Below are 25201 nucleotides of genomic sequence, written 5' to 3'. Positions count from 1 at the left end.
CACCCCCACCCCACCCCGAGTGTTGGCCGTTGTCGTACGCCACGTTGGCCGTTATGACACAGGCGAGCCGAGGCTCTGACCCCCAGCCGTCCCACCCACAACAGCCAACACGGCGTCCCACAACGGCCAACACACCGTACGAAAACGGCCAACACGCGGTACAAGAACGGCCAACACGCCGGCGAGGGTTTCAACCCTCCGCGCGTGTTGGCCGTTCTTGTACGCCATGTTGGCGGTTCTTGTACGCCACGTTGGCCGTTGTGGGACGCCGGGCGGGCGAAGCCCGGAGCGGGGAGCGTTGGGGGCAGGCGGGCGAAGCCCGGGAACGCTGCGGCTAGGCGGTTCTGACGCGCCGCGACCGGGCGAAGCCCGAACACCAGCAGACGGGGTGGCTTTTCAAACATCCCCCGAGCGGTTCCCCATCCTTTGATTTCTGCCCGTCCGGCGAGGACGCCTGTAGCTTTTGACCTTGTCCCACAACGGCAAACACACCGGGAGTCACGGCGCGATCGGCAGGGTCACGGTGACGTCCAGCCCCCCGCCCGGCACCGGATCAGCCGCCACCTCACCCCCATGCGCCTGCACCACCGACCGCACGATCGACAACCCCAACCCAGCCCCCCGGTGCGCGGTCCGCTCCGCCCCGCCCCGCCGGAACGGCTCGAACAACTCCGCCACCCGCTCCAACGAGATCCGCCCACCCGAGGAAGTCACCCGCAACGTCGCCCGCTTCGGGTCAGCCGCCGTGTGGACCTTGATCCACCCGCCGTCCACGTTGTGCCGCACCGCGTTCTCCAGCAGATTCCCCGCCAGCCGCTCCAGCAACACCGGATCCCCCACAGCCTGCACGGCCGGCGTGTCGAACTCGATGTGCAGACCACGTTCCTCGGCAGCGGCCCGAGCCGCCGACCAGGCGCTGTGCACGACCGCCGACAGGTCAACGGGTTCGCGGACGGAGACGCCGACGGCGTCCGTGCGGGCGAGCAGGAGCAGGGCTTCGACCAGGTGTTCGGCGCGCAGGGTGGCGGTGCGGACCACGCCTGCCATCCGGCGTAGTTCGGCGACGTCGGCGTCCGGGTCGGCCAGGGTGACGTCGAGTTCGGTGCGGACCACGGCCAGTGGGGTGCGGAGTTCGTGGCTGGCGTTGGCCACGAAGCGGCGCTGGGACTCGAAGGCCGCCTGCAGGCGGTCCAGCATGGCGTCGAAGGTGTCGGCGAGTTCGGCCACCTCGTCGCGGGGGCCGCGCAGCGCGATGCGCTCGTCCATGGACTCCACCGACAGCCGGTGCGCGGTGTGGGTGACCTCGTGCAGGGGGCGCAGCACCCGGCCGGTCAGCGCCCAGGCCAGGATCGCGGTGGCCAGCACCATGCAGACGAAGGCGATCGCGCCGGAGTTGAGCACGACCTCGCGGGCGTTCTCCTTGAGGATCTCGTGCACCTGGGACGGCGGCAGGTCCTGGCCGAGTACCCGGATCTTGGCATTCGGCGGGAAGGTCGGGTACTGGTCGACCACCCCGCCGACGAGCATCCAGCCCAGCCAGAGCAGCAGCAGACTGACGGCCGCCACCAGGGAGGTCGCCAGCAGGGTCAGCCGCACCCGCAGCCCTGGGCCGCGGCGGCGGCGCAGCGCGCCGGCCTCGGCGGCGGGCTGGGTGTCAGGAATCAGCGGGCTCCGCTCCGGCGTTGACCGGCACCCGGTAGCCGGAGCCGACCACGGTCTCGATGATGCCCGGTTCGCCGAGCTTCTTGCGCAGCGTCATCACGGTCACCCGCACGGTGGTGGTGAACGGGTCGGCGTTCTCATCCCACACCCGTTCCAGCAGCTCCTCGCTGCTGACCACGGCCCCGCCCGCGGCGAGCAGCACCTCCAGCACGCCGAACTCCTTGCGGGTCAGCTCGACCGGCTGGCCGGCCCGCTGCACGCTGCGCCGGGCCGGGTTGAGCACCACGTCGGCCACGGTGAGCACCGGCGGCATGGCCGGGGTGGCCCGCCGACCCAGTGCCCGCACCCTGGCCACCAGCTCGGGGAAGGCGAAGGGCTTGGCCAGGTAGTCATCGGCGCCGAGGGACAGGCCGGAGACGCGGTCCTGCACGGTGCCGCTCGCGGTCAGCATGATCACCCGGGTGAGCGCGCCGGAGTCGACGATCTGCCTGCACAGCTCGTCGCCGGACATGCCGGGCAGGTCCCGGTCAAGCACCACCACGTCGTACCGGGTCACCGCGGACTTCTCGTGCCCCGACTCCCCGTCGTAGGCCACGTCCACGGCCATGCCCTCCCGGCGCAGACCGCGCGCGATGGCGTCGGCCAGGGGCTGTTCGTCCTCCACAATCAGGATCCGCACCTCACCACGATGCCACGGCCACGGACCACTGTGGACCAGCAGGGCTGTCGACACCCTGTCGATGAGCTGAGGATCCGCTGAGCACGGCACCGGCCCGCCCCCAGAACTCGGGGACGGGCCGGTGCACGCGGTCTGCGGACTCTCAGCTCTGCGGGCGCTTGCGCGACCTGCTGGCCGGGGTCTTGTCCACAGTGGACTCCTTGGCCTGCGGCGCTGGCGCCTCGGCCGGGGTGTCCTGCTCGGCGTCCTCGCCGAGGTACTCCGCGGTCCACTCGGTCACCCGGCGGGCCACGTCCTGGGCGGTGAGCCCCAGCTCGGCCAGCACCTGGTTGCGCGAGGCGTGGTCCAGGAAGCGCTGCGGGATGGCCAGGTCGCGCAGTGGCACGTCCAGGTTGGCATCGCGCAGTGCGGCCGAGGTCGCCCAGCCGAAGCCACCGTGGCGGCCCGCGTCCTCGACGGTGACCACGAGGCGGTGCTCGGCGGCCATCGCGACCAGTTCGGTGGGAACGGGAACAACCCACCGCGGGTCGACGACGGTCACTCCGACGCCCTGGTCGGACAGTCGCTGCGCCGCTTCCAGGGCCAGCTCGGCGAAGCAGCCGACCGCGACCAGCAGCACGTCCTTGCCCTCGCCATCGGCCGGGCGGCGCAGCACGTCGACCACGCCGATCCGCTCGAGTGCGGGGATCTCCTCGATCACCGCGCCCTTGCCGTAGCGGATCGCGGACGGGCCGTCGTCGATGGCCACCGACTCGCGCAGTTCCTCACGCAGGGTGACCGCGTCCCTCGGCACCGCGACCCGCATGCCCGGCACGATGCCGAGGATGGACAGGTCCCACATGCCGTTGTGGCTGGCGCCGTCGTCGCCGGTCACGCCGGAGCGGTCCAGCACGATGGACACCGGCTGCTTGTGCAGCGCGACCTCCATCAGCAGCTGGTCGAAGGCCCGGTTGAGGAAGGTCGAGTAGACCGCGAACACCGGCTTCATGCCGCCCATGGCCAGGCCGGCCGCGGCGGTCATCGCGTGCTGCTCGGCGATGCCAACGTCCAGGCAGCGCCCTGGGTAGGTCTCGGCGAACTTGGCCAGGCCGGTCGGGCCGAGCATCGCGGCGGTGATCGTCACCACGTCCTCGCGCTCGGCGCCGATCTTGACGATCTCCTCGGCGAAGACGCCGGTCCAGTCGGCCGCCTTCTTCTTGGTGGCCTTGCCGGTGACCGGGTCGATCACGCCGATGGCGTGCATGACGTCGGCCACGTGGTTCTCCGCGGGGGCGTAGCCGCGGCCCTTCTGGGTGACCGCGTGCACGATGACCGGGCCGCCGAAGGCCTTGGCCCGCTCCAGCGCGGCCTCGAACGCCTGCTGGTCGTGCCCGTCCACCGGGCCGAAGTACTTCAGGCCCAGGTCCTCGAACATGACCTGCGGGCTCAGCGCGTCCTTGATGCCGCGCTTGGCCGCGTGCAGGGCCGCGTAGAGCGGCTTGCCGACGACCGGGGTGTTCTGCAGGGTCCGCTTGCCGCTTTCCAGCGCGCGCTCGTACCCGGGCCGCAGCCGCAGGGAGGCGAGGTGGTCGGCCAGGCCGCCGATGGTCGGCGAGTAGGACCGGCCGTTGTCGTTGACTACGATGACCAGTGGCCGGGACTTGTCGCCGGCGATGTTGTTGAGCGCTTCCCAGCACATGCCGCCGGTGAGCGCGCCGTCGCCGACCACCGCGACCACGTGCCGCCGCTTGCCGGAGAGCTTGAACGCGGTGGCCAGGCCGTCGGCGTAGGACAGCGCGGTCGAGGCGTGACTGGACTCGACCAGGTCGTGTTCGCTCTCGGAGCGGCTCGGGTAGCCGGAGAGCCCGCCGCGCTGGCGCAGCTTGTCGAAGCCGTCGAGGCGGCCGGTGACCATCTTGTGCACGTAGGACTGGTGCCCGGTGTCGAACAGCACGGCATCGTGCGGGGAGTCGAAGACCCGGTGGATGGCGAGGGTGATCTCGACCACGCCCAGGTTGGGCCCCAGGTGCCCGCCGGTACGCGAGACCTTGTCCACCAGGAACGCGCGGATCTCCGCGGCCAGCAGGGCCAGCTCCTCCTGGCTCATCCGTTTCAGATCCGCCGGGCTACGCACGGATTCGAGTAGTTGCACCTCACACCCCTCGTTACGCTGTAGCTCGCCTGTCATCCCGCTCCACAACGGGAAACGCCGCCCGTTCGGCGGCTGTCGGCCAGTCTACGGAGACCGCAGGAGTGGTCACGGGCTGATCGCTTCCGGCCACCACTCCTGCCGGGTCCTAAAACTTCCGGCCTCCCACTCAAGACCCAGGGCAGACGCCACCAGTCACTCGAACGGGTGGACGTCTACCAGATTACGAGTCTTGACTGGACAACTCGGCCCAGGCGCTGATCAGGCGCCGACCGCGATCCCCGGCAGGGCCTTGATCTCGCCGAGGAAGGCCGGGCTGACCTTGATCGGGTAGTCGTCCACCGCCATCAGGGTGGCCTCCCGGCGGAAGCACAGCTTGAGGTGCAGCGGGGTGTCGCCCTTGTGCATGGACAGCGTCCGCTTCAGCTCCAGCAGGACTTCCTCGCTGAGCTTCTCCGGGTTGCAGGCCAGCACGAACGGCGGGTCCATGCCCGGGTTGTTCTCCGCGTCGGCGATGTCCAGCGGGATCACCCCGCCGCCGAAGATGGACATCTTGTCCTCGCGCCAGTTCACCCGGCCCTTGATCGCCACCGCGGCGTCCTCGACCAGGTCGGCCGAGAGCACGCTGTAGCTCTTGGGGAAGAACAGCACCTCGATCGAGGCGTCCAGGTCCTCCACCGTGGCGATGGCCCAGGGTTCGCCGTTCTTGTTCACCCGGCGCTCCAGGCCGGAGATCATCCCGGCGATGACGACCTCGCCCTCCTTGGGCGGGTCGTTGAGCATCTCGGCGATGGTCTTCTGCGCGTTCTTGCGCAGGATGCGCTCGGCGCCGTCCAGCGGGTGCGCGGAGACGTAGAGGCCGAGCATCTCCCGCTCGAAGCCGAGCATCTGCTTGCGCGGCCATTCCTCGGCGCCGAACTTCAGGTGCGCCAGCGGGGAGGAGCTTTCCGCGTCCGCGCTGTCATCGCCGCCGCCGAAGAGGTCGAACTGGCCCATCGCCTCCTGGCGCTTGAGCCCGACGACGGCGTCCACCGCCTCCTCGTGCACCTGCATGAGGGAGAGCCGGGTGCTCTCGAAGGAGTCGAAGGCGCCAGCCTTGATCAGCGATTCGATGACCCGCTTGTTGCAACAGACCAGTTCGGACTTGTCCAGGAAGTCGGTGAAGGAGCCGTACTTCCCCTTCTTCTCCCGGCTGGCGATGATCGACTCGACCACGTTGGCGCCGACGTTGCGGATCGCGCCGAGGCCGAAGCGGATGTCGGTGCCGACCGCGGCGAAGCGCAGCGCGGACTCGTTGACATCCGGCGGCAGCACCTTGATGCCCAGCCGGCGGCACTCGGAGAGGTAGACCGCGGACTTGTCCTTGTTGTCACCGACCGAGGTGAGCAGCGCGGCCATGTACTCGGCGCGGAAGTTCGCCTTGAGGTAGGCGGTCCAGTAGGAGACCAGGCCGTAGGCGGCCGCGTGCGACTTGTTGAACGCGTACCCGGCGAACGGGAGGATCGTGTCCCACAGCGCCTTGACCGCGTCGTCCTTGAAGTGGAGTTCGTGGTTGCGCATGCCGTCCCGGAAGCCCTCGTACTCCTTCTCCAGGACCTCCTGCTTCTTCTTGCCCATCGCCTTGCGCAGCACATCCGCGCGGCCCATCGAGTAGTTCGCGACCTTCTGCGCGATGAACATGATCTGCTCTTGGTAGACGATCAGGCCGTAGGTCTCGGACAGGATGTCCTTGAGCGGTTCCTCGAGGTCCGGGTGGATCGGCTTGACCTCTTGCCGCCGGTTCTTGCGGTCGGCGTAGTCGTTGTGCGCGTTCATGCCCATCGGGCCGGGGCGGTACAGCGCGCCGACCGCGACGATGTCCTCGAAGGCGGTGGGCTGCATGCGGCGCAGCAGGTCCCGCATGGGCCCGCCGTCGAGCTGGAACACGCCGAGGGTGTCACCGCGGGAGAGCAGCTCGTAGGTGGCCTTGTCGTCCAGGGCGAGCACGTCGAGGTCGATGTCCAGGCCGCGGTTGGCCTTGATGTTGTCGATCGCGTCGCCCATGACGGTGAGGTTGCGCAGACCGAGGAAGTCCATCTTGAGCAGGCCGAGGTTCTCACACGACGGGTAGTCCCAGCCGGTGATGATCGAACCGTCGTCGCGCCGCCACAGCGGGATGGACTCGATCAGCGGCTCGGAGGACATGATCACCGCACAGGCGTGCACGCCCGCGTTGCGGATCAGGCCCTCCAGCCCGCGCGCGGTCTCGAAGATCTTGGCCACGTCCTGGTCGTTCTCGATCAGGGTGCGGACCTCGGCGGCCTCGCCGTAGCGCTCGTGCTTGGGGTTGACGATGCCGGAGAGCGGGATGTCCTTGGCCATGATCGGCGGCGGCAGCGCCTTGGAGATCTTGTCCGCGATGGCGAACCCTGGCTGCCCGTAGTGCACGCGCGCCGAGTCCTTGATCGCGGCCTTGGTCTTAATGGTGCCGAAGGTGATCACCTGGGCGACCCGGTCGCTGCCCCACTTCTCGGTGGCGTAGCGGACCATCTCGCCGCGGCGGCGGTCGTCGAAGTCGATGTCGATATCGGGCATGGCGGTGCGCTCGGGGTTGAGGAACCGCTCGAACAGCAGGCCGTGCGGGATCGGGTCGATGTTGGTGATGCCCAGCGCGTAGGCGACCAGCGCGCCCGCGGCCGAACCCCGGCCCGGCCCGACCCGGATGCCCACGGACTTGGCGTAGTCCACCAGGTCGCCGACGACCAGGAAGTAGGCCGGGAACCCCTTGCCCGCGATGACGTTCAGCTCGAACTCGGCCCGGTCGGTGTAGCCGTCCGGGATGCCCTCCGGGAACCGCCGGTGCAGCCCCTCCATGACCTGCTTGAAGAGGAAGGACTCCTGGGTCTCGCCCTCGGGCACCGGGAAGACCGGCATCCGGTCCCGGTGCGCCCACACGTCGTCGTAGGACTCGACCATCTCCGCGATCACCAGGGAGGAGTCGCAGGCGCCCGGCACCTGCCCGTCCCACAGCTCGCGCATCTCCGCGGCCGACTTCAGGTAGTAGCCGTCACCGTCGAACTTGAACCGATTGGGGTCGGAGAGCATCTTGCCGGACTGCACACACAGCAACGCCGAGTGCGCGTCGGCCTGGTCCTTGGTGACGTAGTGCGAGTCGTTGGTGGCCAGCGGCGGGATGTTGAGCTTGCGCCCGATCTCCAGCAGCCCCTCCCGCACCCGCCGCTCGATGGACAGCCCGTGGTCCATGAGTTCGAGGAAGAAGTAGTCGGCGCCGAAGATATCGCGGTAGTCCGCCGCGGCCTGCAACGCCTCGGCCTCGTGACCGAGGCGGAGGCGGGTCTGCACCTCGCCGGAGGGGCAGCCGGTGGTCGCGATGATCCCCTCGGAGTTCTCCGCGATGATCTCCCGGTCCATCCGGGGCTTGTAGTAGTAGCCCTCCATGGACGCTTGACTGGAGAGCCTGAAGAGATTGCGCACGCCGGTGGAGTTGCGCGCCACCATGGTCATGTGGGTGTAGGCACCGGCACCCGAAATGTCGTCGCCACGCTGGCCCGGGTCGCCCCAGAAGATCGGCTTCTTGTGGAAGCGGCTGCCGGGGGCGATGTAGGCCTCGATGCCGATGATCGGCTTGATGCCGTGTTTCTTGGCCTGCTGGTAGAACTCGTCGCCGCCGTACATGTTGCCGTGGTCGGTCATGCCGACCGCGGGCATCTCCAACCGGGCCGCCTCCGCGAACAACGGTGCGATCTTGGCCGCCCCGTCGAGCATGGAGTACTCGGTGTGCACATGCAGGTGGACGAATGAGTCGCCAGACACCGGCCAGGACCTCCCCGGACTACAAGATCATCGACGGGGTGCGCCCCGCCGGACTGCGATCCCATCATGCTCGGCCCTGGAGGACAAATCTCGTTGAAACGCCGTGGTTTCAGCGCGTGAGCAAGGCGATGCACTCCATGTGATGAGTGTTGGGGAAGGCGTCGAACGCACGCAGCTCGGCCAGCCGGTAACCGTGCGTGGCGAACAGTCCGACATCCCGGGCCAGCGCCGCCGGATCGCACGCGATGTGCACCACCCGATCAGGCCCGGCCGCCGCCACCGCCGCCACCACGTCCTTGCCCGCGCCCTTGCGCGGCGGGTCCAGCACCACCACATCCGGCCGCTCCGCGCGCAGCTCGGCCGAGCCCAGCACCCGCTCCACCCGCCCGACCCGCAGCCGCACCTGCGGCAGGTCCGCCAGGTTCGCCGTGCCGTCCACGACCGCGCGCTTGGAGGACTCGATCACCAGCACCGAGCCGGTCGGGCCGACCTGGCGGGCCAGCACCGAGCCGAACAGGCCGACCCCGCCGTAGAGGTCCCACGCGGTGCCGCCGACCGGGGCCTGCGCCCAGTCGTCCACGACCTGGGCGAAGGTGTCCGCGGCGGCGGGGTGGACCTGCCAGAAGCCGCCGGAGGCCAGCCGCCAGTCGCGGCCGGCGGCGTGTTCGTGGGCCAGGCCCTCGCCGATCATGATCCGGGGCGGGCGGTCCTTGCGGATCTCCGCGACGTGCACCTGGCCGGTGCCGTCCTTGGCCACCTCCAGCTCGGTGCCGGGCTTCCAGCTCCGGTTCAGCACCGGCTCCAGCGCCCCTGGCAGCGCGATGGCGCAGTCCCGCAGCGGGATCACCCGGTGGCTGCGGTGAGCACGCAGGCCCGCGCGGCCGCCCTGGCCCACGGCCAGGCGGACCCGGCTGCGCCAGTCAAGGGAGCCGCCGGGCAGTTCCTCCACCGTGACCTCGCGGTCCAGGCCGGCGATCCGCTGGAGCTGCTCCATCACCACGGTGGCCTTGAGCGCGCGCTGGGCGGCGGGGCTGGCGTGCTGCCAGTCGCAGCCGCCGCACTCGCCGGGCGCGGCCAGCGGGCAGGGCGGGCTGACCCGGTCGGGGGACGGGGTGTGCACGGTGATCGCGTCGGCCCGGCAGAACGAGCCGCCGTTGTCCTCGGTGACCTGGACCAGGGCCTTCTCCCCCGGCAGGGCGTGCCGGACGAAGAGCACCCTGCCCTCGTGCCGGGCGACGCAGTGGCCGCCGTGCGCCACCGGGCCGATCTCGACCTCCAGGCTGCGGCCGGTCCAGTCCAGGCGGTCGGGCTGCGTCACGGTTTGCTGCTCTCCTTCTTGGCGGCGGCCTTGCTCGCCGCCTTCTTGCGGCGGTCCTCGGCGGCCTTCTGCGCGGCGTGGATCGGGTCGAACCCGCGGCGGATGGCACCGGGGGCGACCACCGGGGCCTCGGCCACCCGGCGTTCGGAGGAGACCAGCTGCCAGGGCACCGACACCACCATCACGCCGGGCTGGAACAGCAGCCTGCCCTTCAGGCGCAGCGCGCTCTGGTTGTGCAGCACATGCTCCCACCAGCGGCCGACAACGTACTCCGGGATGAACACGGTCACCACGTCCCGCGGGTTGCTGGTGCGGATCCGCTTGACGTAGTCCAGCACCGGCTTGGTGATCTCGCGATAGGGCGATTCGACCACCTTGAGCGGCACCGGAATGTCCTGCCGCTCCCACTCGGTGACCAGCCGCCGGGTGTCGGTGTCGTCCACGTTGACCGTGACCGCCTCCAGCACGTCCGGCCGGGTGGCCCTGGCGTAGCTGATCGCGCGCAGGGTCGGCATGTGCAGCTTGGAGACCAGCACCACCGCGTGGTTGCGCGCGGGCAGGGTGTGCGAGCGGTCCGCCTCGGCCGCTTCCAGCTCCTGGGCCACGTGGTCGTAGTGCTTGCGGATGCCGGTCATCAGCGCGAACACCGCGGCCATCGCCGCGATCGCGACCCAGGCGCCAAGGGTGAACTTGGTGATCAGCACGACGATCAGCACCACGCCGGTCATGATCATGCCGAAACCGCTGATCAGCCGGGACCGCTTGAGCCGGGTGAGCACCGCGATGTCCTGCTCGCCGCGCAGCAGCTTGTTCCAGTGCCGGACCATGCCGGCCTGGCTGAGGGTGAAGGAGACGAACACGCCGACGGTGTAGAGCGGGATCAGCCTGCCGACCTCGGCCTCGTAGAGGATGACCAGCAGGATGGCGAACCCGGCGAGGAAGACGATGCCGTTGGAGAAGGCCAGCCGGTCGCCACGGGTGTGCAGCTGGCGCGGCAGGTAGCGGTCCTGGGCCAGGATCGAGCCGAGCACCGGGAAGCCGTTGAAGGCGGTGTTGGCGGCCAGCACCAGGATCAGCGCGGTGACCGCGGCGATGAACACCGCGCCCACCGGGAAGCCGTTGAAGACCGCGTTGGCGATCTGCACCACCATGGTCTTCTGGTGGTAGTCCGCCGGGGCCCCGCCGAGCTGGGTGTCCGGGTGCTCGGCGATCTTGACCCCGGTCAGCTGGGCCAGCACCACCAGGCCCATCAGCATGATCACCGCGATCAGGCCCATCATCAGCAGCGTGGTGGCCGCGTTGCGCGACTTCGGCTTGCGGAAGGCGGGCACGCCGTTGCTGATCGCCTCGACCCCGGTCAGCGCGGCGCAGCCCTGGGTGAACGAGCGCAGCACGATCATCGCCAGCGCCAGGCCCATGAGCTGGTCGTTCTCCGCGTTCAGGGTGAACCCGGCGCTCTCGGCGGGCATCGACTCGTCCAGCACGAACCCGCGGAAGAGACCGAACAGGATCATCAGGATCATGCCGATCATGAACGCGTAGGTCGGGATGGCGAAGGCGCTGCCGGACTCCCGGATGCCGCGCAGGTTGACCGCGGTCAGCAGCACGATGGCCACCACCGCGAAGATCACCTTGTGCTCGGCCACGTACGGGATCAGCGAGCCGATGTTGGCCATCGCCGAGGAGATCGACACGGCCACGGTGAGGATGTAGTCCACCAGCAGGGCGCTGCCCACGGTCAGGCCGCCGTAGCGGCCCAGGTTCGCGTTCGCGATCTCGTAGTCGCCGCCGCCGGAGGGGTAGGCGTGCACGTTCTGCCGGTAGCTGAAGACGACGGTCATCATGACCACCGCGACCGCCACCCCGATCCACGGCGCGAACACGTAACCGGAGATCCCGGCGATGGAGAGCACCAGGAAGATCTCCTCCGGTGCGTAGGCCACCGACGACAGCGCGTCGGAGGCGAACACCGGCAGCGCGATGCGCTTGGGCAGGAGCGTGTGGGAGAGCCGGTCACTGCGGAACGGCCGCCCCACCAGGAGGCGTTTGGCCGCGGTGGCGAACTTGGACACGGGACGCAGCGTAGACGGGGCCACCAGCACCGGGCCCGGTCAGCCGTCGGTATGTTGGCAAAGTCGGAACACGGGTCGCGGCCATCCCCCATCTGGGGGAAGGTTATGGTGCACCGCCGTGCTTGGAGGAGGAACTTAGTGCACGTGGTCATCATGGGCTGCGGCCGTGTGGGGGCGTCGCTGGCCAAGGGCCTGGAGCGGCTCGGCCACACCGTCGCGGTGGTGGACAAGAACGTGCAGTCCTTCCGCAGGCTGGGCGGGGACTTCCACGGCCAGCAGGTGGTCGGCATCGGCTTCGACCGGCAGGTGCTCATCGAGGCCGGGATCGAGCGGGCCGGGGCCTTCGCCGCGGTCTCCAACGGCGACAACTCCAACATCATCTCGGCCAGGGTGGCCAGCGAGACCTTCGGCGTGGAGCACGTGGTCGCCCGGATCTACGACCCCAAGCGGGCCGCGGTCTACGAGCGCCTTGGCATCCCGACCGTGGCCACCGTGCCCTGGACCACCGACCGGTTCCTGCGGATGCTGCTGCCCGACGGCGTGGCCACCGCCTGGCGCGACCCTTCCGGCACGGTGGCGGTCTTCCAGCTGCCGCTGCACGAGGGCTGGGTGGGGCGCGAGGTGCGCGAGGTCGAGGAAGCTGTCGGCGCCAGGGTGTCCTTCGTGATGCGCTTCGGCACCGGCGTGCTCCCGGACCGGGACACCGTGGTGCAGTCCGGCGACCAGGTCTACGTCGCCGCCCTCTCCGGCACCGTCACCGATGTCAGCGCGGCCGCTGCCCAGGCTCCCGAGGAGAACAACTGATGCGCGTCGCCATCGCCGGGGCCGGGGCGGTCGGCCGGTCCATCGCCCGCGAACTGCTCGACTCCGAGCACCAGGTCATGCTGATCGAACGCGACCGCAACCACTTCGACCCGCACGCCGTCGAACAGGCCGAATGGGTCCACGCCGACGCCTGCGAACTCTCCTCCCTTGAGGAGGCGGGGATGGAACTGTGCGACGTGGTCATCGCCGCCACCGGCGACGACAAGGTCAACCTGGTGGTGGCCCTGCTCGCCAAGACCGAGTTCGCGGTCCGCCGGGTGGTCGCCAGGGTCAACGACCCCCGCAACGAATGGCTGTTCACCGAGGCCTGGGGCGTGGACGTGGCCGTCTCCACCCCGAGGATGCTCGCCGCCATGGTCGAGGAAGCCGTCACCGTCGGCGACCTGGTCCGCCTGCTGACCTTCCGCCAGGGCGGCGCCAACCTGGTAGAGGTCACCCTCCCCGAGGACACCCCCCTCTCCGGCCGCGCGGTCAAGGCCCTCCGCCTCCCCCGGGACGCGGCCCTGGTCACCATCCTCCGCGGCGGCCGGGTAATCGTCCCCCAGCCCGACGACACCCTCGAGGCAGGCGACGAACTCCTCTTCGTAGCCACCAGCGACGTGGAAAACGAAGTCCAGCAAGCCCTGCTGAGCTGACCCACAACAGCCAACACGCCGTACAAGAACGGCCAACACACCGTCCCAGAACGGCCAACACGCCGACGAGGGTTTCAACCCTCAACCCTCCGCGCGTGTTGGCCGTTGTCGTACCCAGTGTTGGCCGATGTGGGACACCACGTTGGCCGTTCTTGTACGCCATAGGCGACTGCGACCGGGCGAAGCCCGGACAGGTGGCCGGGGTGGCTTTTCAACACTCTCCGAGCGGTTCCCCCATCCCCGTCAGCCTGGAGAGGACACACCACATCCCGGGCAAGCAGACCGCAACCTGCCGCCGCCCTAGCCTGCCAACCGCACGGTCTGCTTGCCCGGGATGTGGTTTGGTATCGGAAGGCTGACGGGGATGGGGGAACCGTACGAGCACTGCTCTTGCTCTTCTTCTTTGCCCTTGTCTTTGATTTTCCCCCCCATCCTTTGATTTCTGCCCGTCCGGCGAGGACGATCTTGATCTTTGTTCGGGTACCTCAGCAACAGAGGCCACAAGCGCAAAGATCAAGAGCGGAAAAGATGGCCTCGCCGGCCGGGCAGACCACCGGAGGGGGGAGGGCAGATCAAGAACCGGCATGAGCAGGTTGCGGGGCGGGGATTGTGCTGCCGGGGCCGGACCCAGCGTGGCTCCGAGGGCTCGCGTGTTCTCCGCACGGCCTTCCGCAAGCCAACCACACCCCGAGGAGCGGCCCCCGTCACGTTGGGCGGGGTCGGCGGCGGTTTGTGTTGCAGGGGCCGCTCCTCGGGGTGTGGTCAGCAAGCTCCAGGCCGTACGGAGAACACGCGAGAACCCTCGTCGTGGGGTTTTCACCCCCAACCCCAAACCGAACCCCCGGCCTGCGGCCGTACAACAACGGCCAACACTCCGTACGACAACGGCCAACACGGCGTACAAGAACGGCCAACACGCGGACTGAACCGGGTGTTGGCCGTTGTGGGGGTGGGGTCAGGCTGAGTTGAGGCCGGTGGGCTGGGCCGTGATGGCCTGGTTGTGGTTCTCCTCGATCTGCTTCGCGCGCCGGACCGCCCATACCGTCACCAGCAGGGCGATCGCCGTCAGCGGATATCCCATGGCCAGCCGGGTGATTCCCAGCAGCGTCGTCTGATCGCCCTCGTACAGCCAGTTCTGCACCACGAACCGGGCCGCGAACACCAGCGTCCAGAACACCGTCGCCAGGTCGTACCCGAAGCGCGCCTTGGGATGTTCGCGCCAGCCGAAGCCGTGCCCGTTGAGCCCCGACCAGATGACGCCCACCAACGGCCAGCGCACCAGCAGCGAGACCAGGAACAGGCCGCCGAAGATCAGGCTGACCCAGATGCCGTACAGGAAGAAGCCCTTGGCCTCGCCGACCCGGTAGGCGATGAACGCGGCGATGCCCACGCCCAGCACGCCGGAGACGGCGGGCATCAGCTTCTCCTTGCGGATCAGCCGCCACAGGCCGATCGCCACGGCCACGCCGAGGGCGCTCCAGATCGCCGGCCACATGCTGGTGGCCCAGTTGACGAAGACGAACACCGCGACGGGCACGGAGGCCGAGATGAAGCCGACCAGGCCGCCCATCTGCTCCCACATGGTGGGCATGGGGGGCTCTTCGGGCTCTGCCACGGCATCCTCGGTGACAGCGTCCTCGGTGGCGCTCCTGGCGGGTTCGAGATCGGCGGACCTGGGGTCCGGGGACTCGGGATGCTCCGGCACGGCGGCGGTCGGACCGGCCTGCGGAGTGGTGGGTTCGCTCATACGCTCACGATCAGGAGGTGGTCTGCAGCTCGTAGTACGGGTTGTAGAGCACTTTACGCCCGTCCCGCACCGCGATCCGCCCCCGCGCCTTGATCGTGCGGCCCGGCTCGATACCGGGGATGCGGCGCCTGCCGAGCCACACCAGGGTGACCCCCTCGGTGCCGTCGTACAACTCGGCCTCCAGGGTCGCCACCGCGTCGCGCGGGCACAGCTCCACGCTGCGCAGCCTGCCCAGCACGGTGACCTCCTCGCCGGATCGGCAGTCGCACGCCTTCACGGCGCCCTGTGCCTCGGCTTTTCGGGACAGGTCATCGGCGTCCAGCTCACTGACGTCACTCGTCAGCTTGCGGACCATCCGCCGCCAGTAGCCCCCGCTGCCACTCATTTTCCGGCGCTCCCAGTACACGAAAGGGGCCCTCGGTTGTGGCCCCGTTATTCCGCCAGGGTAACCATCTGGGGTTACTTTTACTCCAGACGGGCTGACCGGCGGTTACACCGTTTAGAACGCCTACAAACGGGACAAAGTTCCCGGCTGATTCGCCCTGCTCGGCGGGGGTGTGTTTGGGCACAGCAGGCCAGATCACACCCGGACCCCGATCCGGGCCCGGGTGCGGTTTCTCTAGCCCTGTTCCTGGGCCAGGTGCTTGGCGATCGCGTCCGGCAGCTCCAGCGGCAGCGGGGTGCGCACCGGCAGCGGCGATTCCCCGCGCACGACCACGGTGCCGCGCACGATCTCGCGCAGCGCCTCCCCGGCCGCGGCGGAGTGCTCGGTCGGTCCGGCCGCGACCGCGCGCAGCATCCAGCGCGGCCCGTCCACGCCGACGAAGCGCAGCGACATCTCCGGCGAGGAGGCCACCAGCTCGGTGCCCCAGTCCCCGCCCTCCAGCACCACGCGGGCGCCGTCGTTGCGCAGCTGCTCGGCCAGCTCCTTGTGCACCTCCTGCCACAGCCCACCCGATCGGGGGGCGGCGAAAGCACTCACGGTGAGCCTGGCCACCGGGGTCACCAGGTGCACGGCCTGCACCTCGCCCTCCGGCGCCACCTCCACCTGGAGCTGGGTGCCGTCGGGCACCGGCACCCGGATCGAACCGAGATCCAGCCGGGACACCTGGTCCGCGGGCGCCTCACGCTCGTCGTAGGGCCCGTCGAAACCCTCCTCGGCGGCCTCGCCGGCCGGCTCGAGGTGTTCCCCGCCGCCTGCCTGCTCGCCAGCCGCCTTGCGCCGCTTGCCGCGCCGCCCGAACCCGAACATCCCCTCAGACCTCCGTCACATCAGGCGAGCCGTCGTGCTGCCCGGCTCGCTGCCCGGCCAGTGCCGCGGCTCCCCCGGTCGACCCGTAGCCGCCCGCACCGCGCACGGACTCGGGCAGCTCGGCGACCTCGCGGAACTCGGCCTGTTCGACCCGCTGGATGACCAGCTGCGCGATCCGGTCGCCGCGGAGCAGCTTGATCGGTTCGCGCAGGTCGTGGTTGACCAGACAGATCTTGATCTCGCCGCGGTAGCCCGCGTCGATGGTGCCAGGCGTGTTGACCACGCTGAGCCCGGCCCTGGCCGCCAGCCCGGACCTCGGGTGCACGAAGGCGGCGAACCCGATGGGCAGCGCGATCGCCACCCCGGTGCCGACCACCGCGCGCTCGCCGGGTGGCAGCACCAGGTCGCTGGTGGTCACCAGGTCGGCGCCGGCATCGCCGGGACGGGCGTAGGACGGGACGGGCACATCCGGATCAAGCCGGGTCAGGAGCACCTCAACGCTGGGCACGGCGGGCGACATTACCCTGATGCCCGTGAGCAGGAACGCGCGCGCGGTCGATACGACCGGGGATGTCCTCTTCAGTGAGCGGCTCTACCTCCCGTGGTGGGGCTGGCCGCTACCCCTGGCCGGTGCGGTGCTGCTGGCCGCGGAGATCCACATGGGTTACCCGGGGGTGCGCTCCTGGCTGCCGTACCTGCTGCTGGTGCCACTGGTCGTGGTGACCATGCTGTGGCTGGGCAGGCGGCAGGTGCAGGTCAAGGGCGGTGAGCTGTGGGTGGGCGAGGCCCACCTGCCGCTGGAGTTCGTCGGCAGGGTCAGCACGCTGAACGCCGAGGAGAAGCGCCCGGCGCTGGGCCGGGACCTGGACCCGGCCGCGTTCGTGGCGCACCAGGGCTGGGTCGGACCCGCGGTACTGGTCGAGTTGACCGACCCGGACGACCCCACCCCGTACTGGATCTTCAGCGTCCGGCAGGCGGAGAAGCTGGCCGGACTGCTGCGCGAACTGGCGGCGAAGTCCGCCCACTAGGGCGTGTCCGCGGAGCCGCGTGGGCGAGAGTCGTGATCGAGGTGGTTCCTGGTGGCGCGGCCGGGCCGCCCTCATACCGGGCGTATTCGGGCGGTCCGGCCGTGCCGCCAGGGGCCGCCTCGGCGCGGCTATCGCGTGCGTGGCTTTGCGGACACGCCCTAGGTACCGCGGACGGCGTCGTTGACGCCGCCGGAACGACCGTCGGTCCGGGCACCAGCCATCCCCAGGCTGGTGCCCGTGCCCGCTCAGTCGCAGTCGCGGCAGATGTACTGCCCGGCCTTCTCCCTGGACAACCGGCTGCGGTGGTGCAGCAGGAAGCAGCGGGAGCAGGTGAACTCGTCGTCCTGCTTCGGGAGCACCTTGACGGTCAGCTCCTCGCCGGACAGGTCGGCGCCGGGCAGCTCGAAGTTCTCGTCCGGCGCGTCGGTGTCGACGTCGACCACCCCGGACTGAGTCTCGTTACGCCGCGCCTTCAGCTCTTCAAGCGAGTCCTCGGCGAGGTCGTCGGTCTCGCCACGGCGCGGTGCGTCGTAGTCGGTCGCCATCGTGTAGTCACCCCTGCGTTTTGCTCAAGATGGTGGTTCGTGCCGCTGGTTAACGTTCCAGCGCACCGTTTTGTGCCCGCCGTCCCCAGTGACGGCCGTCTCTCTTCGAGAACTCGGTGCCACCGGAGAAGTCGATCAGGTAAATCGGCTTACCGGCGGGCCGGAGCGCCGAGAGGGTAGCCCATCGCGGCCAGTCGCGTTCACTGGGTCACCCGGAAGCGCGGTGGATGTGGCCAGTAGCACCCCATCGGCCGACAAGGAAGACGAAACTGGTCACGCATGCCGAGCCGTTACCGCCTAGGCTGATCGTCGACGTGGGTACAGGCGATGGCGGACAACGCCGGGGAGGGCGGAGGACGTGGCAGCGGGGAGCGTGAGGCAGGGCCTCGGACGTTATCGGAGGCGACGCCCGCTACCGGCGCTGATCATCCTGGCCTTGCTGGGTGTGATAGCGACGTTCGTGTGGAGCAAGGTCTTCCGCAACGTCGACGACGTGGAGGCCGCGGTCCGCTGTGACGGGCCCCCGGCGGTGGAGGCCGGCAAGACCCCCTACAACGGCCAGGGCCAGCCGAGGGACGCGCTGGACAAGACCGATCCGTGGCCGGCGGCCGATGTGAAGATTCGCGTGCTCAATGGCGGTGGCCTGCGCGGACAGGCGAAACTGGTCAACGAGGAGCTGATCGGTTTCGGCTTCAACAAGGCCGGTGAGCCGGGCGATGACCCGGTCTACGGGGACAAGCTCAGCTGCCACGGCCAGCTCCGCTACGGCCCGAACGGGGCCGGTGCGGCCCGCACGATGAGCCTGCTGGCGCCGTGCGTGCAGCTGGTGCGGGACGAGCGTCAGGACTCCACCATCGACGTGGTGCTCGGCAAGAAGTTCGACGGGATCAAGCCCGCGCCGAGCACCCGCCAGCTGATGGACAAGCTCAAGGAATGGGCCGAGCAGCAGCCCGAGAAGGGCGGCCAGCAGGCCGCGCCGCCACCCCCGCAACTCGACGCCGACCAGCTCGCGAGCGCACGCAACGTGCACTGCTGAGCACGGTGTGTTGGCCGAACTCGTACGCCGCGTTGGCTGAACTCGTACGCCGCGTTGGCCGATCCGGTACGCCCGGTCGGCCGACGCGGCTTTTTTCAGATCTCGGCGGCTCCGGAGCGGCGCAGTAGTTCTGTCAGTTCTGCCGCCACCCCTGGGGCCACGGCGAGGGTGAGGTCCGCGCCCAGCCCGTCCGGATCGATACCGTCCGCGTTCGGCCGCCGCAGCACCGCCCCGGCTTCTTCGGCGATCAGCCCGCCGCCCGCCCAGTCCCAGTGCCCGAGCCCGTGCTCGAAATAGGCGTCCACCCAGCCCGCCGCCACCGAGCACAGGTCGATCGCGGCCGAGCCGCTGCGCCGCAGGTCGCGCACGCTCCTGGCCAGCCGGGCGGCCAGGTCGGCCTGCCGCCCTCGTCGCTCGACCTTGTACGCGAAACCGGTCGCGACCAGCGTCAACGGCAGTTCGACGGTGGCCGAGGCGCGCAGCGGTTCGCCGTCGAGGGTGGCGCCCTGTCCGCGTGCCGCGCTCCACACCCGGCCCGCCGCGGGTTCGACCACGCAGGCCGCGACCGCGATGCCGTCCACCTCGGCGGCCACCGAGACCGCGTACTGCGGCAGGCCGTAGAGGTAGTTCACCGTGCCGTCGATCGGGTCGACCACCCAGCGCACCCTGGCGCCGGCGGCGTCGTCACCGGCTTCCTCGCCGAGCACGCCGTCGGCGGGACGCAGTTCCGCCAGCCGGGACCGGATCAGCTCCTCGGCGGCGCGGTCGGCCGCGGTGACCACGTCGGTCGCGGTGCTCTTGGTGTCCACCGCGCCGGAAAACCGCCGCTGACCACCTCTCATGGCCGCGACCAGCTCGCCTGCCGCGCTCGCGACCTCGATCGCGACGGTGCGCAACCGGGCCGGATCCACCAACGTCGGTACCTCATCAGCCAGACCCACGGGACCATACGACCACATGACCGTTATGGTCTGCGCACCACGTTTCTGAATCGAACAGGAAGGACCACGGGGATGAGCGCTACCCGCGGGTTCGGAGTCGATATCGGCGGCTCCGGCATCAAGGGCTGTGTCGTGGACCTCGAGACCGGAGTGCTCGAGGGCGAGCGGCTACGCATCCCCACCCCGCAACCGTCCACGCCCGAGGCGGTGGCCGAGGTCGTCGCGGAGATCGTCGGGAAGTTCGGCTGGGAGGGGCCGGTCGGCGTCACCCTGCCCTGTGTGGTCAAGCGGGGCGTCGCGCACAGCGCGGCCAACGTCGACCCCGGCTGGATCGGCACGGACGCGGCCGCCCTGTTCGCGGGCAAGCTGGGCCGGGCCACCACCGAGGTCGTCGTGCTCAACGACGCCGACGCGGCGGGCCTGGCCGAGATGCGCTTCGGCGCGGGCCTGGGCAAGGACGGCACGGTGGTCCTGCTGACCTTCGGCACCGGCATCGGCAGCGCGGTGTTCCTGGACGGCAAGCTGGTCCCCAACACCGAGTTCGGCCACCTGGAGGTGGACGGGCACGACGCGGAGAAGCAGGCCGCGGCCTCGGTCAAGGAGGACCTGGACCTGTCCTGGGAGGAATGGGCGCCCAGGGTCACCCGGTACCTGCGGGTGCTGGAGGACCTGGTGTGGCCGGACCTGGTGATCGCGGGCGGCGGGGTCAGCAAGAAGGCGCACAAGTGGCTGCCGCTGCTGGAGGTGCGCACCGAGGTGGTGGCGGCGACGTTGAAGAACGACGCCGGCATCGTCGGCGCGGCCAGTGCCGCGGCGGGGCTGCGCGGCTGATTTCCCTTTCCTGGCCCGCAACGGCCGGGCCAGGCCCGTCGTTACAATGGTGGACGCCCGCGGCACTCTGCGCCGGGGGCGCTCCCCCGAACACTCCGGCGGCCTAGGTTCGCGCCCTTGGCCTGCCAGTGAACGATCCCCGCGAAAGGGCGTACGTGGCCACCGCAGACACCGCTACCCGGCCTTCCCCCGCAGTCGAGGCCGACGAGCAGGCGACCCCGGCCCGCAAGGCCCCGGCGAAGACGGCGGCCAAGCCAGCCGCCAGGAAGCCCGCCGCGAAGACCACCAAGGCGGCTGGGGCCAAGGCCCCGGCGAAGAAGGCCGCCGCGAAGCCCGGTCCGGCAGGCAAGGCCGCGGCCAAGCCGGCCGACGGCGACGAGCCGGTCCTGGAGGACATCGAGGAGGACCTCGAACTCGAGGCCGACCTGGTCGTCGCCGACGACCCGGAGCCTGCCGAGGAGGAGCCGCAGAAGACCGGCAGCTTCGTCTGGGACGAGGAGGAGTCCGAGGCGCTGCGGCAGGCCCGCAAGGACGCCGAACTCACCGCCTCCGCCGACTCCGTCCGCGCCTACCTCAAGCAGATCGGCAAGGTCGCCCTCCTCAACGCCGAGGAGGAGGTGGCCCTGGCCAAGCGGATCGAGGCCGGCCTCTACGCCGCCGAGCGCTACCGCCAGGCCGAGGAGGAGGGCGCGCAGCTCTCCACCCAGATGCGGCGGGACCTGCGCTGGATCATCCGCGACGGCGAGCGGGCCAAGAACCACCTGCTGGAGGCCAACCTCCGCCTGGTGGTCAGCCTGGCCAAGCGCTACACCGGCCGCGGCATGGCCTTCCTGGACCTGATCCAGGAGGGCAACCTGGGCCTGATCCGGGCAGTCGAGAAGTTCGACTACACCAAGGGCTACAAGTTCTCCACCTACGCGACCTGGTGGATCCGCCAGGCCATCACCAGGGCCATGGCCGACCAGGCCCGCACCATCCGCATCCCGGTGCACATGGTCGAGGTCATCAACAAGCTCGGCCGCATACAGCGCGAACTCCTGCAGGACCTGGGCCGCGAGCCCACCCCCGAGGAACTCGCCAAGGAAATGGACATCACGCCAGAGAAGGTCCTGGAGATCCAGCAGTACGCCCGCGAGCCGATCTCGCTGGACCAGACCATCGGCGACGAGGGCGACTCGCACCTGGGTGACTTCATCGAGGACTCCGAGGCCGTGATCGCGGTCGACGCGGTCTCCTTCACCCTGCTGCAGGACCAGCTCCAGTCGGTGCTGGCCACGCTGTCCGAGCGCGAGGCGGGCGTGGTCCGGCTGCGCTTCGGGCTCACCGACGGCCAGCCGCGCACCCTGGACGAGATCGGCCAGGTCTACGGCGTGACCAGGGAACGGATCCGCCAGATCGAGTCCAAGACGATGTCCAAGCTGCGGCACCCGTCGCGCTCCCAGGTGCTGCGCGACTACCTCGACTGAGTTCCGGCCCGAACAACACGAGGCCGCCGACCCCTCCCTCCAGGGTTCGGCGGCCTTTGCCGTGCCGGTCTCAGTTCCCGGGTGCTCAGTCCTTGAACGAGCCGTCGGCGCGGCGGCGGTGGTTGGCCAGGATGTGGCCGCACTGCGGGCAGTGCCGGCGCAGGAAGTGCTTGAGCAGGTACAGCAGGCCGAGAGTGGCCAGGTAGACGGCGGCGATGAACAACCGCTTCACCAGCCAGACGAAGCCGGGGTCGGTGCAGGTGCGGCAGTCGCGGCAGGACACGGGGCGCTCCTCGGGCGGTTCGGGACTCACCCTCCAGGCTGCCCAGCGGCGCGGCCACGTGGGGGTGGGCGGGACCTGAGACGTCCCGGATTTCGTCCCCTAGGGAGTGACCGGGGCGAACGGCGGTACCCGTACCCCCACTCGGCGGTGCACGACCGGTGAGCGCTACCGTACTCCGCGTGACGAAACGGAAGACGCAGACTCGGCGGAGTGACCGCCCCCTCGGTAGTTCGGTGTGGCTCCGGCCCGCGCGCCCCGGTGAGGGCCGCCAGGTCGAGCAGCTTCTGGTGTCGGATCCGGCGACCGGGAAGGCGCTGCGGGCCTCGGTGGACGCCGATCGGGCCGACGGCACCGACGGCTCGCACGGGCTGGTGCTGGTGGCGGCCGACCGGCGGCATGAGGAGAAGCTGGTCGGGGTGGCCGCGGCCGGGGTGCCGCGCACGCTGATCGGCGGGCTCGGGCTGCCCGCGGAGGCCAACCGGCTGCTGGTGCGTTCGCTGATCGCGGTCAACGGGGTCGCGGTGCTGCCGCAGACGCTCCAGCACGGCCTGGTCGGCCGGTTGCTGAGCGGGATGGCCAAGCACTACCGGGGCGCCGGGTTCCAGTGGGTGTTCGGGCAGTGCCGGATGGGCAACGACGCCTGGCTGACCCACCTGCGCGGCCTGGGCTTCACCGTGGGCGCCGCGGGCGTGGACATCCGGCTCAACTCGGCGCTGTGGCCGCACAACTCGACCATCCGCACCCAGAACGATCTGCACGCGTTCTTCCAGCCGCTGGCCGAGGAGCCCTCGATGCGGATGGCCATGATGCCGGTGCCGAACGGGATCGCCCGCCAGCCGGTCGCGGTCTGATTCCCAGAATTCGGGATCCCATACTCCGGACCAGTACAACAAAACAGACACGTACTGGAGTTCGAACCGCATCAGGTCAACCGGAGCCCACTGGTTGCCGCAGCGCTGACCAGCGCGGTTACCCACAGCAACGGTGACTCCACGACAGTTTCACAAGGTCAGCCCTAGCCTGGGCACGAGTTGCCGCCATGTCACGGTTATTGAGGACGAACGGCGGCAACTTGATAAGGCATCTGGATGTCGATGGGCGATCTTCACAACCGCCCATGCACACTCGTAGTGTTCAACCCTGCGACAACCGGGTAGTTCGGACGTGACCGGCATCGCCACGAGGTCGGGAACACTGACGAACCGCCGGACGTCTGCATAGAGTGGAACCAGCGCGACACCGCGGCAGCAGCCACACCGCCTCGGAGTTTCGCTGGCAACAACGGGCACCGGATAAGCCGGTGCCGGGACGGAGGGAGATTCACATGCCTGGAACACTCACCCGCCCCGAGCTGACCGCTGCCGACCGTTGCGACCGTTGCGGGGCCGCTGCTCGAGTTCGTGCCGTTCTGCAGTCCGGGGGCGAGCTCCTGTTCTGCGGTCACCACGCCAGGGAACACGAGACCAAGCTGAAGGAGCTTGCGGCGAACATCCAGGAAGGGTGATCGGCGCACAGCCCCTGATCCGACGAGCCCCACGGGCGGAGATCCTTTGACCGGGATCTCCGCCCGTGACATATCCCGGATCTTTTTCAGCTCTCAGCGAACACGCAACGGGCCAACGGCGGCCGACAGCAGGGTTGCCATTGCACGAGCAGGTGTTGACGGACGGCGGTGCGCTGGACTGGCACCGGATCAGCGCTGGTCGCTGATTCAGCCGTTGGCGAACACCTGCTCGAACGCCAGTTCGGCCGCGCCAACCAGCGCGGCGTCCGCGCCCAGCGTGGACGTCACCATCCGCAGCCGGCCCGCGGCCCGCCCGACCAGACTGCGCCGGGACACCGTCTCGGCCACCTCGGTCACCACCACGGGCGGCAGCACGGCCAGCAGTCCTCCCAGCACCACCAGTTCGGGCGCGACCACGTTGACCACGTTGGTCAGACCAAGGGCCAGCCACCCGGCGAACCCCTCGAGCCGGTGCCTGGCGTCCTCGGGCCGCAGGGCCAGCGAGGCCAGCTCGGCCACGATCTCCGCACGTGCGGCGCCCCCGGTGAGGTTGAGCGCCCGGCACAGCGCGTCCTCGCCGATCTCGGTCTCCCAGCAGCCGCGGCAGCCGCAGTAGCAGGACCGGCCCTGCGGGTTGACCACCATGTGCCCCAGCTCGCCGACGTAGCCGCCGGTGCCGCGCAACGGCGCGCCGCCGACGATCACCCCGCCGCCGACGCCGACCTCGGCGGACAGGAACACGATGTCCGCGGCGTCCCTGGCCGCGCCTCGGATGTGCTCGGCCAGCCCACCCAGATCGGCGTCGTTGCCGACCTGGACGGGCAGCCGTAGCTCGGTGGAGAGCATCCGGCCGAAGGGCACCCCGGTCCAGTGCAGGTTCGGCGCCTCGTGCACCAGTCCGTCGGCGCGTCGCACCACCCCTGGCACGGACACGCCGATGCGCACCGGCGGCCTGCCCAGTTCGGTGGCCAGTTCCCGGCAGGCGGTGGCCACCTTGGCCAGCACCGTCTCCGGATCGGCCCCACCCCTGGCCTGGGCCCAGTGCCTGCCGCCGAGCACGGTGCCGCCGATGCCGACCGCGGCCACGGTCACCTGTTCGACGCCAACGTCCACCGCCAGCACCGGCACCGCCCGCGCCTGGGGCAGCACCAGCAGCGAGGGCCGTCCGGCGCCCTGGCGGTGCGTGGGGACCTGTTCGGTGACCAGGCCGAGCGCGGTCAGCTCGTCCACCAGTGCCTTGATCGTGCTGCGGTTCAGCCCGAGTTCGGTGGCCAGTTCGGCACGCGTGCTCGGGCCGTCCACATGCAGTCTGCGGAGCAGCGCGGCCCGGTTGTGCCTGCGGACCTCGTCCGGTCTGGTGCCCGCGGTGGGCGCGCTGCTCAACGTCACTCCCCTGCTCGACGCACGCGGGGGACGTCCTCGGCCCCCGCCGAACC

The 25201-nt window shown here is 69.8% G+C and carries 22 protein-coding genes; 8 read left to right on the top strand and 14 right to left on the bottom strand.

What is annotated here, in order from left to right; translation table 11 throughout:
- Positions 1–498: 498 nt before the first annotated feature.
- The 6 genes from HNR67_RS15580 to HNR67_RS15555 form a co-directional block, all read right to left on the bottom strand.
- Positions 499–1602 (bottom strand): HAMP domain-containing sensor histidine kinase, encoded by a 1104-nt coding sequence (locus tag HNR67_RS15580; protein ID WP_312989588.1) that lies wholly within the window; start codon positions 1600–1602, stop codon positions 499–501.
- A gap of 52 nt (positions 1603–1654) precedes the next feature.
- Entirely contained in the window at positions 1655–2341 is a 687-nt protein-coding gene (locus HNR67_RS15575) for a response regulator transcription factor (protein WP_185002814.1), read from the bottom strand.
- A 142-nt stretch (positions 2342–2483) separates the two neighbouring features.
- Positions 2484–4472, bottom strand: a complete 1989-nt coding sequence (gene dxs / locus HNR67_RS15570; protein WP_185002812.1) for a 1-deoxy-D-xylulose-5-phosphate synthase — start codon at positions 4470–4472, stop codon at positions 2484–2486.
- 258 nt (positions 4473–4730) lie between these two features.
- Positions 4731–8282, bottom strand: a complete 3552-nt coding sequence (gene dnaE, locus HNR67_RS15565) for a DNA polymerase III subunit alpha (protein WP_185002810.1) — start codon at positions 8280–8282, stop codon at positions 4731–4733.
- Between the two features lie 109 nt (positions 8283–8391).
- Positions 8392–9600 carry a class I SAM-dependent RNA methyltransferase gene (locus HNR67_RS15560; RefSeq protein WP_312987329.1) on the bottom strand — a complete coding sequence of 403 codons (1209 nt, stop codon included), beginning with the start codon at positions 9598–9600 and terminating at the stop codon, positions 8392–8394.
- A complete protein-coding gene (locus tag HNR67_RS15555) occupies positions 9597–11672 on the bottom strand; it encodes an APC family permease (RefSeq protein ID WP_185002808.1) in 2076 nt (691 codons plus the stop codon). Before HNR67_RS15555 ends, HNR67_RS15560 begins: the two co-directional genes overlap by 4 nt.
- A gap of 138 nt (positions 11673–11810) precedes the next feature.
- On the opposite strand from HNR67_RS15555, the gene HNR67_RS15550 reads away from it, so the two are divergent.
- Entirely contained in the window at positions 11811–12476 is a 666-nt protein-coding gene (locus HNR67_RS15550) for a potassium channel family protein (protein ID WP_185002806.1), read from the top strand.
- Complete coding sequence (locus tag HNR67_RS15545) at positions 12476–13132, top strand: potassium channel family protein (protein WP_185002805.1); 657 nt, start codon at positions 12476–12478, stop codon at positions 13130–13132. The genes HNR67_RS15550 and HNR67_RS15545 overlap by 1 nt, the downstream gene beginning before the upstream one ends.
- A 955-nt stretch (positions 13133–14087) precedes the next feature.
- Here HNR67_RS15545 and HNR67_RS15540 read toward each other — a convergent pair.
- From HNR67_RS15540 to dut, 4 genes are all read right to left on the bottom strand, one after another.
- Complete coding sequence (locus HNR67_RS15540) at positions 14088–14879, bottom strand: DUF3159 domain-containing protein (RefSeq protein ID WP_185002803.1); 792 nt, start codon at positions 14877–14879, stop codon at positions 14088–14090.
- Positions 14880–14889: 10 nt separating this feature from the next.
- Positions 14890–15264: an OB-fold nucleic acid binding domain-containing protein gene (locus HNR67_RS15535; RefSeq protein ID WP_185002801.1), complete on the bottom strand. Its 375-nt coding sequence runs from the start codon at positions 15262–15264 to the stop codon at positions 14890–14892.
- A 234-nt stretch (positions 15265–15498) separates the two neighbouring features.
- Complete coding sequence (locus HNR67_RS15530) at positions 15499–16131, bottom strand: DUF3710 domain-containing protein (RefSeq protein WP_185002800.1); 633 nt, start codon at positions 16129–16131, stop codon at positions 15499–15501.
- A 4-nt stretch (positions 16132–16135) separates the two neighbouring features.
- Entirely contained in the window at positions 16136–16639 is a 504-nt protein-coding gene (dut, locus tag HNR67_RS15525) for a dUTP diphosphatase (protein ID WP_185002798.1), read from the bottom strand.
- 19 nt (positions 16640–16658) lie between these two features.
- On the opposite strand from dut, the gene HNR67_RS15520 reads away from it, so the two are divergent.
- Positions 16659–17159 (top strand): DUF3093 domain-containing protein, encoded by a 501-nt coding sequence (locus HNR67_RS15520; RefSeq protein WP_185002797.1) that lies wholly within the window; start codon positions 16659–16661, stop codon positions 17157–17159.
- 245 nt (positions 17160–17404) lie between these two features.
- Here HNR67_RS15520 and HNR67_RS15515 read toward each other — a convergent pair whose 3' ends face one another.
- Complete coding sequence (locus HNR67_RS15515) at positions 17405–17704, bottom strand: DUF4193 domain-containing protein (protein ID WP_185002796.1); 300 nt, start codon at positions 17702–17704, stop codon at positions 17405–17407.
- 358 nt (positions 17705–18062) lie between these two features.
- Between HNR67_RS15515 and cei the strand changes: the two genes are divergently transcribed.
- Positions 18063–18740, top strand: coding sequence for an envelope integrity protein Cei (cei, locus tag HNR67_RS15510; RefSeq protein WP_185002795.1), 678 nt, complete (start codon positions 18063–18065; stop codon positions 18738–18740).
- 95 nt (positions 18741–18835) lie between these two features.
- Here cei and HNR67_RS15505 read toward each other — a convergent pair whose 3' ends face one another.
- Positions 18836–19699 (bottom strand): inositol monophosphatase family protein, encoded by an 864-nt coding sequence (locus tag HNR67_RS15505; protein ID WP_185002794.1) that lies wholly within the window; start codon positions 19697–19699, stop codon positions 18836–18838.
- A 54-nt stretch (positions 19700–19753) separates the two neighbouring features.
- On the opposite strand from HNR67_RS15505, the gene ppgK reads away from it, so the two are divergent.
- Positions 19754–20512 (top strand): polyphosphate--glucose phosphotransferase, encoded by a 759-nt coding sequence (gene ppgK / locus HNR67_RS15500; RefSeq protein ID WP_185002793.1) that lies wholly within the window; start codon positions 19754–19756, stop codon positions 20510–20512.
- Positions 20513–20667: 155 nt separating this feature from the next.
- The gene (locus tag HNR67_RS15495; protein ID WP_185002791.1) at positions 20668–21978 is read left to right on the top strand and encodes an RNA polymerase sigma factor; all 1311 of its coding nucleotides are present in this window, start codon (positions 20668–20670) and stop codon (positions 21976–21978) included.
- A gap of 85 nt (positions 21979–22063) precedes the next feature.
- Here HNR67_RS15495 and HNR67_RS15490 read toward each other — a convergent pair whose 3' ends face one another.
- Complete coding sequence (locus tag HNR67_RS15490) at positions 22064–22261, bottom strand: hypothetical protein (RefSeq protein ID WP_185002789.1); 198 nt, start codon at positions 22259–22261, stop codon at positions 22064–22066.
- A 287-nt stretch (positions 22262–22548) separates the two neighbouring features.
- Here HNR67_RS15490 and HNR67_RS15485 point away from each other — a divergent pair, with 287 nt between their 5' ends.
- Together HNR67_RS15485 and HNR67_RS44405 are read left to right on the top strand one after the other, a co-directional pair.
- The gene (locus tag HNR67_RS15485; protein ID WP_185002787.1) at positions 22549–23112 is read left to right on the top strand and encodes a hypothetical protein; all 564 of its coding nucleotides are present in this window, start codon (positions 22549–22551) and stop codon (positions 23110–23112) included.
- Positions 23113–23585: 473 nt separating this feature from the next.
- Complete coding sequence (locus HNR67_RS44405) at positions 23586–23765, top strand: DUF7455 domain-containing protein (protein WP_246492521.1); 180 nt, start codon at positions 23586–23588, stop codon at positions 23763–23765.
- 207 nt (positions 23766–23972) lie between these two features.
- Here HNR67_RS44405 and HNR67_RS15480 read toward each other — a convergent pair whose 3' ends face one another.
- A complete protein-coding gene (locus HNR67_RS15480; protein WP_185002785.1) occupies positions 23973–25148 on the bottom strand; it encodes an ROK family transcriptional regulator in 1176 nt (391 codons plus the stop codon).
- Positions 25149–25201: the final 53 nt, after the last annotated feature.

Origin of the sequence: Crossiella cryophila, assembly GCF_014204915.1 — a bacterium.
GTDB classification, from domain to species: Bacteria; Actinomycetota; Actinomycetes; order Mycobacteriales; family Pseudonocardiaceae; genus Crossiella; species Crossiella cryophila.
Note: the sequence above shows the minus strand (reverse complement) of the source record. Positions and strands in the feature narration are given on the sequence as shown.

Bases quoted from the DNA above. Each gene is read 5' to 3' on its own strand.
- HNR67_RS15520 (WP_185002797.1), top strand. From the start codon at position 16,659: ATGCCCGTGAGCAGGAACGCGCGCGCGGTCGATACGACCGGGGATGTC.
- HNR67_RS15545 (WP_185002805.1), top strand. From the start codon at position 12,476: ATGCGCGTCGCCATCGCCGGGGCCGGGGCGGTCGGCCGGTCCATCGCC.
- ppgK (WP_185002793.1), top strand. From the start codon at position 19,754: ATGAGCGCTACCCGCGGGTTCGGAGTCGATATCGGCGGCTCCGGCATC.
- HNR67_RS15515 (WP_185002796.1), bottom strand. From the start codon at position 17,704: ATGGCGACCGACTACGACGCACCGCGCCGTGGCGAGACCGACGACCTC.
- HNR67_RS15530 (WP_185002800.1), bottom strand. From the start codon at position 16,131: ATGTTCGGGTTCGGGCGGCGCGGCAAGCGGCGCAAGGCGGCTGGCGAG.
- HNR67_RS15535 (WP_185002801.1), bottom strand. From the start codon at position 15,264: ATGAGTGGCAGCGGGGGCTACTGGCGGCGGATGGTCCGCAAGCTGACG.
- HNR67_RS15540 (WP_185002803.1), bottom strand. From the start codon at position 14,879: ATGAGCGAACCCACCACTCCGCAGGCCGGTCCGACCGCCGCCGTGCCG.
- HNR67_RS44405 (WP_246492521.1), top strand. From the start codon at position 23,586: ATGCCTGGAACACTCACCCGCCCCGAGCTGACCGCTGCCGACCGTTGC.
- HNR67_RS15505 (WP_185002794.1), bottom strand. From the start codon at position 19,699: ATGTGGTCGTATGGTCCCGTGGGTCTGGCTGATGAGGTACCGACGTTG.